The organism is Pseudoxanthomonas sp., from assembly GCF_051953815.1.
Classification (GTDB): domain Bacteria; phylum Pseudomonadota; class Gammaproteobacteria; order Xanthomonadales; family Xanthomonadaceae; genus Pseudoxanthomonas_A.
Genome location: NZ_JBQCIJ010000036.1, coordinates 1 through 14401, shown reverse-complemented (window position 1 = coordinate 14401; position 14401 = coordinate 1). Strand labels below are relative to the sequence as shown.

Annotated in this window: 12 protein-coding genes; 10 read left to right on the top strand and 2 right to left on the bottom strand. The window is 69.5% G+C overall.

Annotation, left to right across the window (positions count from 1 at the left end; translation table 11 throughout):
- Nucleotides 1-121 precede the first annotated feature (121 nt).
- Genes ACTHN1_RS09385 through ACTHN1_RS09370 form a run of 4 tightly spaced genes read left to right on the top strand, consistent with a single transcriptional unit; the run spans nt 122 to nt 3353 of the window.
- Entirely contained in the window at nt 122-2116 is a 1995-nt protein-coding gene (locus ACTHN1_RS09385; protein ID WP_440470686.1) for a SpoIIE family protein phosphatase, read from the top strand.
- Nucleotides 2110-2547: an ATP-binding protein gene (locus ACTHN1_RS09380; protein ID WP_440470685.1), complete on the top strand. Its 438-nt coding sequence runs from the start codon at nt 2110-2112 to the stop codon at nt 2545-2547. Before ACTHN1_RS09385 ends, ACTHN1_RS09380 begins: the two co-directional genes overlap by 7 nt.
- Nucleotides 2544-2927 (top strand): STAS domain-containing protein, encoded by a 384-nt coding sequence (locus ACTHN1_RS09375; RefSeq protein ID WP_440470684.1) that lies wholly within the window; start codon nt 2544-2546, stop codon nt 2925-2927. Before ACTHN1_RS09380 ends, ACTHN1_RS09375 begins: the two co-directional genes overlap by 4 nt.
- A gap of 51 nt (nt 2928-2978) precedes the next feature.
- Nucleotides 2979-3353, top strand: coding sequence for an STAS domain-containing protein (locus ACTHN1_RS09370; RefSeq protein ID WP_440470683.1), 375 nt, complete (start codon nt 2979-2981; stop codon nt 3351-3353).
- A gap of 290 nt (nt 3354-3643) precedes the next feature.
- Here the strand turns inward: ACTHN1_RS09370 and ACTHN1_RS09365 are convergent, their stop codons facing one another.
- Nucleotides 3644-5941: an NADP-dependent malic enzyme gene (locus tag ACTHN1_RS09365; protein ID WP_440470682.1), complete on the bottom strand. Its 2298-nt coding sequence runs from the start codon at nt 5939-5941 to the stop codon at nt 3644-3646.
- 362 nt (nt 5942-6303) lie between these two features.
- Between ACTHN1_RS09365 and ACTHN1_RS09360 the strand changes: the two genes are divergently transcribed.
- The 6 genes from ACTHN1_RS09360 (at nt 6304) to ACTHN1_RS09335 (ending at nt 12976) form a co-directional block, all read left to right on the top strand.
- Nucleotides 6304-7467, top strand: a complete 1164-nt coding sequence (locus tag ACTHN1_RS09360; protein WP_440470681.1) for an OprO/OprP family phosphate-selective porin — start codon at nt 6304-6306, stop codon at nt 7465-7467.
- A 130-nt stretch (nt 7468-7597) separates the two neighbouring features.
- Entirely contained in the window at nt 7598-8863 is a 1266-nt protein-coding gene (locus ACTHN1_RS09355; RefSeq protein WP_440470680.1) for an amino acid deaminase, read from the top strand.
- A gap of 19 nt (nt 8864-8882) precedes the next feature.
- A complete protein-coding gene (locus ACTHN1_RS09350) occupies nt 8883-10238 on the top strand; it encodes a GntT/GntP/DsdX family permease (protein WP_440470679.1) in 1356 nt (451 codons plus the stop codon).
- A 16-nt stretch (nt 10239-10254) separates the two neighbouring features.
- Nucleotides 10255-11118, top strand: a complete 864-nt coding sequence (locus ACTHN1_RS09345) for a MurR/RpiR family transcriptional regulator (protein ID WP_440470678.1) — start codon at nt 10255-10257, stop codon at nt 11116-11118.
- A complete protein-coding gene (locus ACTHN1_RS09340) occupies nt 11118-12563 on the top strand; it encodes an N-acyl-D-amino-acid deacylase family protein (RefSeq protein ID WP_440470677.1) in 1446 nt (481 codons plus the stop codon). The genes ACTHN1_RS09345 and ACTHN1_RS09340 overlap by 1 nt, the downstream gene beginning before the upstream one ends.
- A 17-nt stretch (nt 12564-12580) precedes the next feature.
- Complete coding sequence (locus ACTHN1_RS09335) at nt 12581-12976, top strand: RidA family protein (protein WP_440470676.1); 396 nt, start codon at nt 12581-12583, stop codon at nt 12974-12976.
- 3 nt (nt 12977-12979) lie between these two features.
- On the opposite strand, the gene ACTHN1_RS09330 is transcribed toward ACTHN1_RS09335, so the two are convergent.
- Nucleotides 12980-14227, bottom strand: a complete 1248-nt coding sequence (locus tag ACTHN1_RS09330; RefSeq protein WP_440470675.1) for a flavohemoglobin expression-modulating QEGLA motif protein — start codon at nt 14225-14227, stop codon at nt 12980-12982.
- Between the last annotated feature and the right edge of the window lie 174 nt (nt 14228-14401).

Here is a 14401-nt window from a genome sequence, read left to right as displayed (position 1 = left end):
TTTTTTCGTTGTCCGGGTGCTTTTGACCACACCAAAATGAGACCTCTGGCGCTGCGCGCCCGGCACCCGGGCGACGTATCATCCGCGCAGGGGGACACATCGCAGGGATTCGGGGTGCCGCATGAAGGGAAGTCGGCAGGACGGGGCGTTGTCGCCGGAAGGGAGCGGCGTGGTGCATTGGCGCCGGAGCCTGCGTACCCGCATCGCGCTGTGGTCGGGCGTGGTCAACGTCGCGGTGCTCCTGCTGCTGGTGGTCGGCACCGCCTGGTTCGCGCGCCGGCTGATCGTCGATGAGGCCCGCCGCGACACCATCGCCAGCGCCCAGGAAGCCGCCGAGCGGCTGGACACCGCCCTGCGCGCGGTGGTCATCACCACCAGCGGCCTGTCCGACCTGCTCGCCAACTCCAACCTGGATCCGGCCGAGCTGACCACCACCCTGCGGGCCATGGTGCGCGCCACGCCCGGCAGCGTCGGCGGCCTGCTGGTGGTCGAGCCGGAAACGCCGGGCGCGCCCGCGTTCGCGCGCTACATCGGCGCCGACGGCCGGGATCGGGACTTCATCGCGGACGGCTACGACTATCACGCCCAGGGCTGGTACCGGCGCACCGTGTCCGCGCCGGGCGGGTGGTGGTCCGAGCCCTACGTCAACCAGACTGCCGGCGGCGTATGGATGGTCACCTACAACCGCCCGCTGCGTCCGCAGGGCGGCGGCGTCACCACCCGCGGCATGGTCAGCCTGGACGTGCCGCTGTCCGAACTCACCGGCAATTTCGAGAGCCTGGCCAACCTGCCGGGCTGGCGGGTCTCGCTGGTCGCCCCGGCCGGCACCCTGGCCGCCAATCCGGATGTGGAGGTGGAAGACAACCTGACCCTGGAGCAGCACATCCGCCGTTCCGGCCGCACCGATCTGCAGCCCGCCGCCGACGCGGTCCGCCTGCACCAGCCGCTGCAGTTGATCCATACCGACGTCAACACCGGCGAGAAGCGCTTCACCGTGGTCCAACCGGTCGGCCAGAGCGGCTGGACCCTGCTGGTCGCGCAGTCCTACGCGCTGATCATGGCGCGGCTCGACCAGGCGCTGTTCTGGCTGTTGGCCGGCGGTCTCCTGCTGGCGCTGATCTGCACCCTGATCATCCGCCGGCTGGCCGGCCGCATCAGCCAGCCGGTGGAACAGCTGACCGCCTCGGCCGCCTATCTGGCCGACGGCCACTACGAGACCCCGGTGCCCTATACCCGCCGCCGCGACGAAGTGGGACTGATGGCGCGCACGCTGGAGCACGCGCGCACCTCCATCCAGCGGCAACTGGCGGAGATCGAGGAGATGGGCGCGGCGCGGCAGAAGCTGGAGAGCGAACTGGCGATCGCCCGCGACATCCAGCTGGCGATGCTGCCGCCCGGACGGGTCATCGACCGCGACGACCGCCACCTGGAAGTGTTCGCGCTGCTGGAGCCGGCCAAGGCGGTGGGCGGCGACTTCTACAGCTTCATCGAAGGCGGCGACGGACGCCTGTGGTTCGCCATCGGCGACGTCTCCGACAAGGGCGTGCCGGCGGCGCTGTTCATGGCGCGCACGGTCACGGTGCTGGAAGTCGCGGCGCGCGCGGGCGATTCGCCCTCGGCGGTGCTGGCGGAAGCCTCGCGCCGGCTGGTGGAGGGCAATGACACCTGCATGTTCGCCACGGTGCTGTTCGGCTGCGTGGATCCGCGCAACGGCCAATGCGTGCTGGCCAGCGCCGGCCACGATGCGCCGCTGCTGCTGCATGCCGACGGCGCCTGCGAGGCGCTGCCGGTCGCCTCCGGTCCGCCGCTGGGTTTCGAGGTCAGCCGCGAATTCCCGCTGTGGCAGGGCCGGCTGCCCGCCGGCGCCACCCTGCTGGCGTACACGGACGGGGTGACCGAAGCCTTCGATCCGGCCCAGCACGCGTTCGGGCTCGAGCGCCTGATGGACGGCCTGCGCCCGGACGAAAGCGCGCGCGCACAATGCGAGGACGTGATCGCGCGGGTGCATGGCTTCGCGCATCCGGCGCCGCAATCGGACGACATCACGGTGCTGGCGATGCGCCTGCGCCAGGATCACCGGACTCAACCCAGGGTGGAGGAGGCAGCCACATGCTGATACGCCTGATCGTGCCGGGCGAATACGCCCGCGTGGAAGATCTCAACGCCTCGCTGGAGGCCGTGCTCAACCGCCATGGCATGGCCCGGGCCATCCGCGACGACGTGCGCCTGATCGTCGAGGAGCTGGCCAGCAACGCCATCGACTACGGCGGCGAACCGGCTGCCGGCACCGCCCAGCACGAGCTGTCGGTGGACATCAGCATCGTCGGCGAACTGCTGCATCTGGAGTTCCGCGACACCGGCGCGCCGTTCGACCCGCTCAGCGCGCCCGAACCCGACCTCGACGCCGAAATCCAGGAGCGCGCCATCGGCGGCCTCGGCGTCTACCTGATCCGGCAGCTGGCGCACCGGATCACCTACCAGCGCATCGACGACTGCAACGTCCTGCGCGTCAGCCTGCGCATCCCCCAGCCGGAGAGCGAACCATGAGTCTCGAAATCACCCTGCTTCCGCCCGGGCAGGGCAGCCAGCGCGTCACCGTGGCCGGCCGCCTGGATACCCATACCTACGAGGATCTGGACGAGGCGCTGGCGCCGCTGATGACGCCGCAACTGCATTCGCTGGTGCTGGATCTGTCGCAGCTGGAATACATCAGCAGCGCCGGCATCCGCTCGATCTTCAAGGCCCGCAAGACCCTGGCCGCGCACGGCGGCAAGGTCCTGGTGGTCAACCCGCAGCCGCAGATCCAGAAGGTCTTCGACGTGGTCAAGGCGGTGCCGCTCAACGACATCTTCGGTTCCACCGCCGAGGCCGACGCCTATCTGGACGCGATGCAGCGCAGGGTCCTGCAGGGCGATGACAGCGACTGACGGCGCCTGTCACACTTGCCGGCCAACCGGGGGCGCTCAGGGACACCGCGCATGAGTCTGGACATCGACATCTATCCGCCTGTCAACGGCAACCAGTACATCGTGCTGTCCGGCCGCCTGGACTCGCATACCCACGAGGCGCTGGACGACCAGCTCGAAACGCTGCTGGCCGGCAAGCCGCAGGCGCTGGTGCTGGACCTGGCGCACCTGGAATACATCAGCAGCGCCGGGGTGCGTTCGATCCTGAAGGCGCGCAAGGCGCTGGCGCCCCACGAGGGCAAGCTGCTGCTGGTGCATCCGCAGGAGCAGATCCGCAAGGTCATCGAGATCGTGCAGGCGGTGCCGATGGACAGCATCTTCGCCAGCACCGAGGAAGCCGACGCCTACCTGGACGCGCTGCAGCGGCACATCCTGGGCGGATCGTGAGGCGGCCAGGGGCGCAGGCGCTGAAAGCGAATTCCCCTCAATCTCCCCTTTTCAGGCGCCTTTGGCCGAATGGCCGGTCAAGGGAGAGGTGAAAGTGAGGCTCGACGCCATCCTGCGACCAGGAGCTAGCCCCCTTTGAAAAAGGGGGCGGGCATCCGCAAAGGCGGATGACGGGGGATTTGCTCCTGGCGCTGAAGGCCAATTCCCCTCACTGCCCAGCCACTACGACAGCGGCGAAACGTTTCCCGTGCACCGGCCATCCCGCACGGGCGGGATGGCCGTGAACCGCATCAGCCCAGGCTGGCCTTTTCCGCTTCCAGCTGCGCGCGGATCTGCGCGTCCACCGCGGCAATCGCGGTCATGTTGACCACCCGGCGCGGAGTGGCGCTGGTGGTCAGGATGTGGACCGGCTTGGAGATGCCCATCAGGATCGGGCCGATGGCGACACCATCGGTGACCACGCGCACCATGTTGTAGGTGATGTTGGCCGCGTCCAGGTTGGGCAGGACGAACAGGTTGGCGCGCCCGCTCAGCGTGCTGCCGGGCATGATGCGCTGGCGCAGCACCTCGTCCCAGGCGGTGTCGCCCTGCATCTCGCCGTCGACGTTGAGGTCCGGCTTGCGCTTGAGCAGCAGCTCGCGCACCTGGCGCATCTTGTTCGAACCGCGGGTCTCGTGGCTGCCGAAGTTGGAATGCGACAGCAGCGCGATGCGCGGCTCGATGCCGAACAGCTTCAACCGGTAGGCCGCCTGCAGGGTGGCCTCGGCGATCTGCTCGGCGGTCGGATCTTCCTGCACGTGGGTGTCGAGGAAGAAATACGCGCCCTGGTTGTTGATCACGCCGGTCATCGCCGAGGTCGACTGCACGCCCGGATCCAGCGGAATCACGCTGCGCACGTAGCCCAGCTTCTTGTGGAAGCGGCCGACGATGCCGCTGACCATCGCATCGGCCTCGCCACGCGCGACCATCACCGCCGCGATCAGGGTCGGCCGCGAGCGCATCAGGTTCTTGGCCGCCGCCGGGGTGACACCGCGGCGCGAAGTCAGCGCGTGGTAGTACTGCCAGTAATCGTTGAAGCGCGGATCGTCGTTGATGTTGGTCAGCTCGAAATCCACGCCCGCGCGCATGCGCAGGCCCAGCCGCTCGATGCGGGCGTCGATGACGTCCGGCCGGCCGATCAGGATCGGGAAGGCCAGGCCTTCGTCGATCACCGTCTGCACGGCGCGCAGCACCGTCTCTTCCTCGCCTTCGGCATAGGCCACGCGCTTGCGATCGGCGCGCGCGCGGTCGTAGACCGGCTTCATCATCAGGCTGGTGCGATAGACGAACTGGCCCAGCTTCTCGCGATAGGCCCGCAGATCCTCCATCGGCCGCAGCGCCACGCCCGACTCCATGGCCGCCTTGGCCACCGCCGGCGCCAGTTCCACCAGCAGGCGCGGATCGAACGGGCGCGGGATCAGGTATTCGGGGCCGAAGCAGGGAATGTCGTCGCCGTAGGCGGTGCCCAGGTCCGACGCTTCGCGCCGCGCCAGATCGGCGATCGCGTGCACGCACGCCAGCTTCATCGCCTCGTTGATGCCGGTCGCGCCCACGTCCAGCGCGCCACGGAAGATGTACGGGAAGCAGACCGCGTTGTTGACCTGGTTCGGATAGTCCGAACGGCCGGTGGCGATGATGCAGTCCGGACGGACCTGCCGGGCCAGTTCGGGCAGGATTTCCGGATTGGGATTGGCCAGCGCCAGGATGATCGGCTTGTCGGCCATGGTCGCGACCATTTCCGGCTTCAGCACGCCGGCCGCGGACAGGCCCAGGAAGATGTCGGCGCCGTCCACGATTTCGGCCAGCGTGCGCTTGTCGGTGTCGCGGGCGTAGCGCGCCTTGTCCGGATCCAGGTGCGGGCGACCGGTGTAGAGCACGCCGTCGCGGTCCACCGCCAGGATGTTTTCCGGCTTCAGGCCCAGCGCCACCAGCATGTCCAGGCAGGCGATGCCGGCCGCGCCGGCGCCGCTGGTGGCCAGCTTCACGTCTTCAATCTTCTTGCCGACCACTTCCAGCGCGTTGACCACCGCCGCGCCGACGATGATCGCGGTGCCATGCTGATCGTCGTGGAAGACCGGAATCTTCATCCGCTCGCGCAGCTTGCGCTCGACGATGAAGCACTCCGGCGCCTTGATGTCTTCCAGGTTGATGCCGCCGAAGGTCGGCTCCAGGCTGGCGATGATGTCGACCAGCTTGTCCGGATCGGTCTCGTCGATTTCGATGTCGAACACGTCGATGCCGGCGAACTTCTGGAACAGCACGCCCTTGCCTTCCATCACCGGCTTGCCGGCGAGCGCGCCGATGTTGCCCAGGCCCAGCACCGCGGTGCCGTTGGAGACCACCGCCACCAGGTTGCCGCGCGCGGTGTACTCGCTGGCGGCGTTGGGGTCCTCGACGATCGCTTCGCAGGCGTAGGCCACGCCCGGCGAATACGCCAGCGCCAGATCACGCTGGGTCACCATGGGCTTGGTCGGGGCGACCTTGATCTTGCCGGGGGGCGAAAGGCGGTGGTATTCGAGAGCGGCCTGCTTGAAATCGTCGTTGGACATTACGGGCGGTCTGGGCAATAGCGCGAAAGAGGTTCGATTCTAACGCCTGGGGGCGGGCTCTGCCGGCTTTCCGGGGTCTTGCCTGCGGAATGGAACGGCAAGGGTGACCAGTCTCAGCCTGCGGAGTCGCTTCATGGAGATCCCGGCGGGAAATCCTCGCGCCGCGCGGGGTATCGGGCTTCCGCCGCATGGCGGCTTCGTCACGGCGGGGAATCGCGGATGCGACCGGAGACGTACACCACCGAATGTTGCGCACGCGACGGGGTCGGCCGGATCACGGAGACACGAACATGACGGCACGCCGTCGCATCGCGGGCGGGCTGGTATCGTCGTCGCCTCGATATCGGCGCAAAGGAGCGCGGATGCCCTCTTCCAGCCGGCGCGCGCCGCGCGCGACGACTCTCCTGCTGATGTTCCCGCTGCTGGCGATGCTGCCCGTCGCCCACGCGGAAGACACCGTGACCCTCAAGCCCAGCGGGCGCCTGCACTACGACTTCGTCCGCTTCGACAACGACAATCGCGGAGCGCCCGAGCGCGACGGCGACGATCTGCGCGCGGCGTGGCTGGCGATCGCCGGCAGGTTCCATGTGGTCGACTACAAGCTGGAGGCCGACTTCGCCGGCCACCGACCGGTCGCGCGCGATGCCTATATCGCCCGCGGGTTCGGCGACACGACGGTGACGCTGGGCCAGTTCAAGCAGTTCTACACGCTGGATGATCGCGGCAGTTCCAACCACACCCTGGCGGTCGAGCGCAGTTGGCTGGCGCAGGCGCTGGCACCCGGTTACCGGCTGGGACTGGGCGTGAACGGCCAGCACGCCGGCGTGTTCTGGAGCGGCAGCGTCTACAGCCTCGAAAGCATCGACGTCTGGCAGGCGAAGGGCCGCGCCGCCGGCGCGCGCGCCGGCTATGCGCCGTGGCGGGAGCCCGGCCGGGTCCTGCATTTCGGCGCGGCGCTGGCACGTGAACGCTACGACCATCCCGGCGCGGACGGCGCACCGGCGCTGCGCGTGCAGCCGCGCGTGGCCGGCTACTTCGGGGACAACAGCCGGCTTTCGCTGATCGATTTCCGCGGCGGTCGCGACGTGTCGGTCGACAAGTTCGGCGTGGAAGCGGCGGGCGTGCACGGCGCCTGGTCGTGGCAGGCCGAATACGGCGACGCCCGCTATGACGATGGCCGGCAGCGCGGGCGGGTGGAAGCCGGCTACCTGCAGGGCAGCTGGCTGCTGACCGGCGAAGCACGGCCCTACGACGCCAAGGCGGGCCGCTTCGTCCCGCCCAAGCCGCAGCGCCGCAGTGGCGCCTGGGAACTGGTGGCCCGCTACGACCACATTCGGGGACGGCAATGGCCACTCGACCGGCGCGAGCTGTCGGCCGACGCCTGGACGGTGGGCGTGAACTGGTACGCGCCCCGGCACTTCCGGGTGATGCTGGACTGGACCGACACCCGCCGCCGTGATGAAGTGGGACATCGGACGCTGGATCGCACGGGAGTGCTCGCCGGGCGCGTCCAGTTCGACTTCTGAAGGGGATTTCCCCGCCGTGCGCGCCGGTTCCGGTTCACCGGACCGGAAGAAAATAATTTTCACAGACCCCTTCCTGTGCTACACAATAGGTGGCCGCCATGCTTCGCGGCCCTGCATTGGGGAGCGGTTGATGCAAGAAAATTACTTTCAGTCCAATGCTCCGCTGGCCGGAAAGGGTCTGCCCGCAGGCGATGCATGGACGCCATCAACCCTCGCGGCGCGGGGCGCTTCGATCCTGGACGAGGACGTCAGCCTGCCGGCCGCCGTGCTGAGCGAATCGGCGCTGCGCCACAACCTGGCCTGGATGCGCGAGTTCGCCGACGCCTACGGCTGCCGGCTGGCGCCGCACGGCAAGACCACGATGAGTCCGGCGCTGTTCCGCATGCAGCTGGACGCCGGCGCCTGGGGCATCACCCTGGCGACCGCCCCGCAGACCCAGGCCGCCCACACCCATGGCGTGCGCAAGGTGCTGCTGGCCAACCAACTGGTCGGCAAGGGCAACTTCGATTTGATCGCGGACCTGCAGGCGCGGGATCCGGACTTCTGGTTCGCCTGCGTGGTGGACTCCGTCGACAACGTCGCCGCGTTGGCCCGCCATTTCGGCGCGCGCGGCCAGCGCATCCGGGTGATGCTGGAAATCGGCTCCGAGGGCGGCCGCACCGGCGTGCGCGACGAATCGCAGGCGCGCGCGGTGCTGGACGAAATCGCGCGCTGGCCCGATGCGGTCGCGCTGGTCGGGGTGGAAGTCTACGAAGGCGTGGTCAAGGACGAGGCCGGCGTGCGCGCGCTGCTGCGGCGCACCCTGGCGCAGTGGCAAGCCATCCACGCGGCGGGCGGGTTCGCCGAAACGCCTGCGCTGCTGTCCGGCGCCGGCTCGGCCTGGTTCGACGTGGTCGCCGAGGAGTTCGCCGCGCTCGCCGGCCATCCGGCGGCGGACGTGGTGCTGCGCCCGGGCTGCTACCTGACCCACGACGTGGGCATCTATCGCGACGCGGCCGAGCGCATCCACGCCGCCAATCCGGTCGCGCGGCGGATGGGACGCGGCCTGAAGCCGGCGCTGCGGCTGTGGGCGCACGTGCAGTCGCTGCCCGAGCCGGGACGCGCGATTGTCGGCCTGGGCAAGCGCGACGCGGCGTTCGACGCGGGATTCCCGCTGCCGGCGCTGCGCCATCGCCCCGGCGACACGACACCCGTCGACGCGCCCGCGCACTGGCGCGTCGGCGCGATGATGGACCAGCATGCGTTCCTGCAGATCGAAGCGGGCGATGACCTGAAAGTCGGCGACCTGCTCTGCTTCGACATTTCCCATCCCTGCCTGACCTTCGACAAGTGGCGCCACCTGCTGGTGGTCGATGACGCGCATCGCGTCGTCGGCGCCATCGATACCCACTTCTGACCGGCCGGCAGGAGATCGCATGACCCCGGGCAACCTTTTGCTGCTGTACGCCACGCTGTCGATCGTCGCGCTGGTGGTGCTGATCGCGCGCTACCGCCTCAATCCGTTCATTTCGATCACCGTGGTCTCGCTCGGCCTGGCGCTCATGGCCGGCATGCCCGCGCCGGAGATCGTGCCGGCCTACGAGCAGGGCGTCGGCAAGACCCTGGGCCACATCGCGCTGATCGTCGCCCTCGGCACCATGCTGGGCAAGCTGATGGCCGAATCCGGCGGCGCCGAGCGCATCGCGCGCACGCTGATCCGGCGCTTCGGCACCCGCCGCGTGCATTGGGCGATGATGCTGATCGCGTTCTGCATCGGCCTGCCGATCTTCTTCGAGGTCGGCTTCGTCCTGCTGATCCCGATCGTCCTCAACGTCGCGCGCCGCACCGGCGTGCCGCTGCTGCTGGTCGGATTGCCGATGGTCGCCGGCCTGTCGGTGGTGCACGGCCTGGTGCCGCCGCATCCGGCCGCGATGCTGGCGGTGCACGAATACCAGGCCGATGTTGGACGGACGCTGTTCTATGCGCTGATCGTCGGCCTGCCGACCGCCGCGCTGGCCGGGCCGGTGTTCGCCCGGCTGGTTTCCCGCCACGTCACCCTGCCGGCGCACAATCCGATGGAAGCGGCGCTGCTCAACCAGGGCCAGCGCGAGATTCCCGACGCGGAACTGCCGGGCTTCGGCATCACCCTGGCCACGCTGCTGCTGCCGGTCGGGCTGATGCTGCTGGGCGGCTGGGCGGACGAACTGGCCGCGCCCGGCGGCACCGCCAACCATGTGCTGCGCTTCATCGGCCATTCGGTGGTGGCGCTGCTGCTGGCGACCCTGCTCAGTTTCGTCACCCTGGGCCTGATGCGCGGCTTCAACCGCGAGCAGATCCTGAAGTTCTCGCAGGAATGCCTCGCGCCCACCGCCGCCATCACCCTGCTGGTGGGCGCCGGCGGTGGCCTCAACGGCATCCTGGTCAAGACCGGCGTGGCCCAGGAAATCACCCGCCTGTCCCATGAGTTCCAGCTCTCGCCGCTGCTGATGGGCTGGACGGTGGCGGCACTGATGCGGGTGGCGACCGGCTCGGCCACGGTGGCGATGAGCACCGCCGCCGGCATCGTCGCCCCAGTCGCGCTGGCCGCCGGTTATCCGCACCCGGAACTGCTGGTGCTGGCCACCGGCGCCGGCTCGCTGGTGCTGTCGCACGTCAACGACGGCGGCTTCTGGCTGGTCAAGGAATACTTCAACATGAGCGTGGCCCAGACCTTCAAGACCTGGACCGTGCTGGAAACCCTCATTTCGGTGACCGCACTGCTGCTGGTGCTGGGCATCGCCGCACTGCACTGACCGGCCGGAGGCCGCCATGTACGACATCGTCTACCACCTCAAGCAGCGCCTGCACGAGCTGAGTCCGGTCGAACGCCGGATCGCCGACACCATCCTGGCCGACATCGACGGCGCCGCGCAGTCCGGCATCGCCGAACTGGCCGAGCAGGCGGGCGTCAGCGTGGCGGCGATCTCGCGTTTCGCCAAGGCCCTGGACTGCGACAACGTGCGCGAGCTGCGCGCCCGGCTGGCCGAGGCCAGCGCGGTCGGCAAGCGCTTCCTCGACGATCAGGACACCCCGCCCAGTTCCGCCCTGTACGCGCAGATCTGCGCCGACATCGAGAGCTGCCTGCGCCGCAACGTCGGCGGCCTGCAGGAGCAGGTGGTGCAGTCGCTGGCCGAGGCGCTGGCCTCGGCGCGGATGATCTACGTATTCGGCATGGGCGGCTGCTCGACCGTGTTCGGCCTGGAACTGCAGAACCGGCTGGTCCGCTTCGGCCGTCCCATCGCCGCCTACAGCGACGCGATTTCGCTGAAGGTGGTCGCCGCCACCCTGACCCCGCAGGATGTGGTGGTGGCGCTGTCGGTCAGCGGCATCACCCCGGAGATCCTCTCGGCGGTGGACATCGCGCGCGGCTACGGCGCGAAGGTGGGCGCGATCACCCGCGCCGACACCGCGCTGGCCGAACGCGCCGACTGGCTGCTGCCGATCGTCATCGACGAAACAGACTTCGTGTTCAAGCCGTCCGCGTCGCGCTACGCGATGATGCTGGCGGTGGACGTGCTGGCCACCACCCTGGCGCTGCACATCGCCGACGACAGCCGCGAGCGCCTGCGCCGGATCAAGTTCGCGCTGGACAACTACCGCGGCGGCGAGAACCGCCTGCCGCTGGGGGATTGATGCGTTACGACCTGTTGATCCGCGACGCGCTGCTGCTGGATGGCAGCGGCGCTTCGGGCACGCGGGGCGACCTCGGCGTCATCGATGGCCGGATCGCCGCGCTGGGTGACCTGGCGGGCGAGGCCGCGACCGTCATCGAAGCCGGTGGACGCGCGTTGAGCCCGGGCTTCATCGACGTGCACACGCATGACGATCTGGAAGTCATCCGCCATCCCGCCATGCCCAGCAAGCTGTCCCAGGGCGTGACCACGATCGTGGTGGGCAACTGCGGCATCAGCGCCAGCCCGGTGCGCCCGACCGACGCGGTGCCCGACCCGATGAACCTGCTGGGTGAGCCGGACGAGTTCCGCTATCCCCGCTTCGCCGACTACCGGCGCGCGGTGGAGGCCGCGCGTCCCGCGCTCAACGTGGCCGCGCTGGTCGGCCACACCGCGCTGCGCCAGAACCACATGGCGCAACTGGATCGCGCCGCCAGCGACGCCGAACTCGCGGCCATGCGCGCGCAGTTGCGCGAGAGCATCGCCGACGGCGCGCTCGGCCTCAGCACCGGCCTGGCCTACGCGTCGGCGTTCGCCGCGCCCGAACGCGAAGTGCTGGAACTGACCCGCGACCTGCCCGCCGATCGCCTGTACGCCACCCACCTGCGCGACGAGTTCGCCGGCATCGTGCCGGCGCTGGACGAGGCGCGCGCGGTCGGCCGCCACAGCGGCGCGCCGGTGCGGGTTTCACACCTGAAATGCGCCGGCATCGACAACTGGGGACGCAGCCGCGAAGTGCTCGCCTGGCTGGACGGCGCCGCCCGCGAACACGACGTGGCCTGCGACTGCTATCCCTACGCGGCCAGCGCGTCCACGCTGGATCTGAAGCAGGTCACCGACGCCTATGACATCCTGATCACCTGGTCCGAACCGCATCCCGCGCAGGGGGGCCGGATGCTGGCGGCCATCGCCGCGGAGTGGAACCTGCCGCTGATGGAAACGGCGCAGCGCCTGCAACCCGCCGGCGCGGTGTACTTCTGCATGGACGAAGAGGACGTGCGCCGGATCCTGCGCCATCCGCTGACCATGATCGGTTCGGACGGCCTGCCGCGGGATCCGCGGCCGCACCCGCGCCTGTGGGGCACCTTCCCGCGCGTGCTCGGCCACTATGTCCGCGAGGAAGCGCTGTTCCCGCTGCACGAGGCGGTGCACAAGATGACCGGCCTGCCCGGCAGCCGTTTCGCCCTGCCCGGACGCGGCCTGTTGCGCGAAGGCTGGCATGCCGATCTGGTGCTGTTCGATCCCGCGCGCGTGCGCGACACCGCCGACTACCACGAACCGGTGCGCGCGGCCGAGGGCATCGACGCGGTCTGGGTCAACGGCGTGCTCGCCTACGACGGCCGCGCCGTCACCGACGCGCGCGGCGGCCGCTTCCTGGCGCCTGCGGCCGGCAACCCATTCCCCTGAACACGAGAGGTGATTCCATGAGCGACATCAAGCGCTACGGCGCGGAAGGCGGCGTCGGCCAGGGCCGGCAGCACATGCCGTTCTCGCGCGCGGTGGAGGCGGACGGCTGGTTGTTCGTGTCCGGCCAGGTGCCGATGCGCGACGGCGAGTTGACCGGCGGCACCGTGACCGAACAATCGCACGTGGCCATCGGCAACGTGCTGGCGATCCTGGCCGAGGCCGGCTATGGCCCCGAGCATGTGGTCCGCTGCGGCGTGTGGCTGGACGACGCACGCGATTTCGCCGCCTTCAACCAGGTGTTCCGGCACTACTTCGGCGAGCATCCGCCCGCGCGCGCCTGCGTGGAGAACCGGATGGTGGTGGACTGCAAGGTCGAGGTCGACTGCGTGGCCTACAAGCGCCCCGCCCGCTGATCCTCAGATCGGCTTGTCGGTCAGCTGATCCATGCGGATGCGGTTGGCGAACAGCGAGAACGCCAGCGTGCCGGCCAGGCCGTTGGCGCGGCTGACCCAGGTCGGCAGCCAGCGCGGCGGCGCCAGAACCCCGGCGTCGAACAGCGGTTCGAACAGATCCACATCCCCCAGCGTCATCTTGCCGGCGAACAGGCGCCGGCACAGTTGCAGGCGATCGCGCTGCAGCGAATGGCGGAAGAAGGTGTGCACCGCGATCAACCCGCGCAGATAGACCGTGTCCTTGGTGAACGCCGCGCCGCCACCGGTGGGCACGCCGCGGAACACGCGCTGCGCGGAGGCGAAACTCTCGGCCGGGTTCTGGCCGGCCTCGCAGAAGTAGCGGTACACCTCGATGAAATCCGCGCCGGCCAGGGTCATCGCGATGGCTTCGATGCGCAGGCTGATCCGCTTCATCCGCTCGATGTCGATGCTGCCGGTGATCTGCTCTGCGAAGGTGGCCAGGCCTTCCTGCGCGGCGGTGGTGCGCGGCGAGGACAGCGCCAGGCTGGCGAGCACCGGCTGCGCGCGCCCGTTGAGCGCGGTCAGCGAGTGCACGAAGGCCTCGTGCTGCAGCAGCTGCTGGCGGTCGTAGTCGCTGAAGGCGGCGCCGCCGAGCAGGCGGATGCGGGTGGCGCCGGCGGCGGCCTTGGCGATCAGCTCGGGGTCGATGACGACCTCGATCATGCGGCCGTCGAAGAAGTCGTCCAGCGCGGCCTGCAGTTGCAGCTGCAGCGCGGTGGCGGAGATCTCCACGTGCTCGGCCGGGGACAGCAATTCGCGGTCGAGTTCGTCGGCGATCGCGATGAAGTGGCGCGCGGCCTCGCGGGTGCTCGGGCCGTGGCCGGGCAGGGGCTCGTCGGGACGGCCGAACAGTTCGACCGACAGCGCGGTGACACGCGGCGTGCCCAGCGATTCCAGCAGTTGCGCGGCGAGCGACCAGTTGCGCGCGGCGTCGATCAGGTAGTGGCCGAGCGGGTGGTGCGGGTCGGCGGCGGTGGCGATCGCGTCCAGCTCGCGGCAGGCGTCGCCGAAGTCGTGTTTCGGGTATTCCACCGCCGGCAACGCGGTGTCGCCGCGCTCCCAGCGCGCGAGGAAGTTGCGCTGTACTTCCGCCGGCCAGCTGACCAGGTTGAGCAGCCGGATCTCGCGCGCGACCGCGACCAGGCGCTGGTCGAGCGCCGCGTGGTGGGCGATGGGGTCGGCGCTGTTCACGCGCTTAGCGCCTTCCCCCGCTCCGCGGGGGAGGGAGAAAGCTCAGTGCTTTCCATACTTCTCATCCAGCCGCTTCCCCAGCGCCTTCGTCTGCACCTTCGCCTCGCCCTTCTGCGCCAGCCGCGAGGCCAGGCGGTCGGCGGCGCCGGCGACCTCGTCGCGCAGCTTGGCGTA

Bases quoted from the DNA above. Each gene is read 5' to 3' on its own strand.
- ACTHN1_RS09385 (WP_440470686.1), top strand. From the start codon at position 122: ATGAAGGGAAGTCGGCAGGACGGGGCGTTGTCGCCGGAAGGGAGCGGC.
- ACTHN1_RS09380 (WP_440470685.1), top strand. From the start codon at position 2,110: ATGCTGATACGCCTGATCGTGCCGGGCGAATACGCCCGCGTGGAAGAT.
- ACTHN1_RS09375 (WP_440470684.1), top strand. From the start codon at position 2,544: ATGAGTCTCGAAATCACCCTGCTTCCGCCCGGGCAGGGCAGCCAGCGC.
- ACTHN1_RS09370 (WP_440470683.1), top strand. From the start codon at position 2,979: ATGAGTCTGGACATCGACATCTATCCGCCTGTCAACGGCAACCAGTAC.
- ACTHN1_RS09365 (WP_440470682.1), bottom strand. From the start codon at position 5,941: ATGTCCAACGACGATTTCAAGCAGGCCGCTCTCGAATACCACCGCCTT.
- ACTHN1_RS09360 (WP_440470681.1), top strand. From the start codon at position 6,304: ATGCCCTCTTCCAGCCGGCGCGCGCCGCGCGCGACGACTCTCCTGCTG.
- ACTHN1_RS09355 (WP_440470680.1), top strand. From the start codon at position 7,598: ATGCAAGAAAATTACTTTCAGTCCAATGCTCCGCTGGCCGGAAAGGGT.
- ACTHN1_RS09350 (WP_440470679.1), top strand. From the start codon at position 8,883: ATGACCCCGGGCAACCTTTTGCTGCTGTACGCCACGCTGTCGATCGTC.
- ACTHN1_RS09345 (WP_440470678.1), top strand. From the start codon at position 10,255: ATGTACGACATCGTCTACCACCTCAAGCAGCGCCTGCACGAGCTGAGT.
- ACTHN1_RS09340 (WP_440470677.1), top strand. From the start codon at position 11,118: ATGCGTTACGACCTGTTGATCCGCGACGCGCTGCTGCTGGATGGCAGC.
- ACTHN1_RS09335 (WP_440470676.1), top strand. From the start codon at position 12,581: ATGAGCGACATCAAGCGCTACGGCGCGGAAGGCGGCGTCGGCCAGGGC.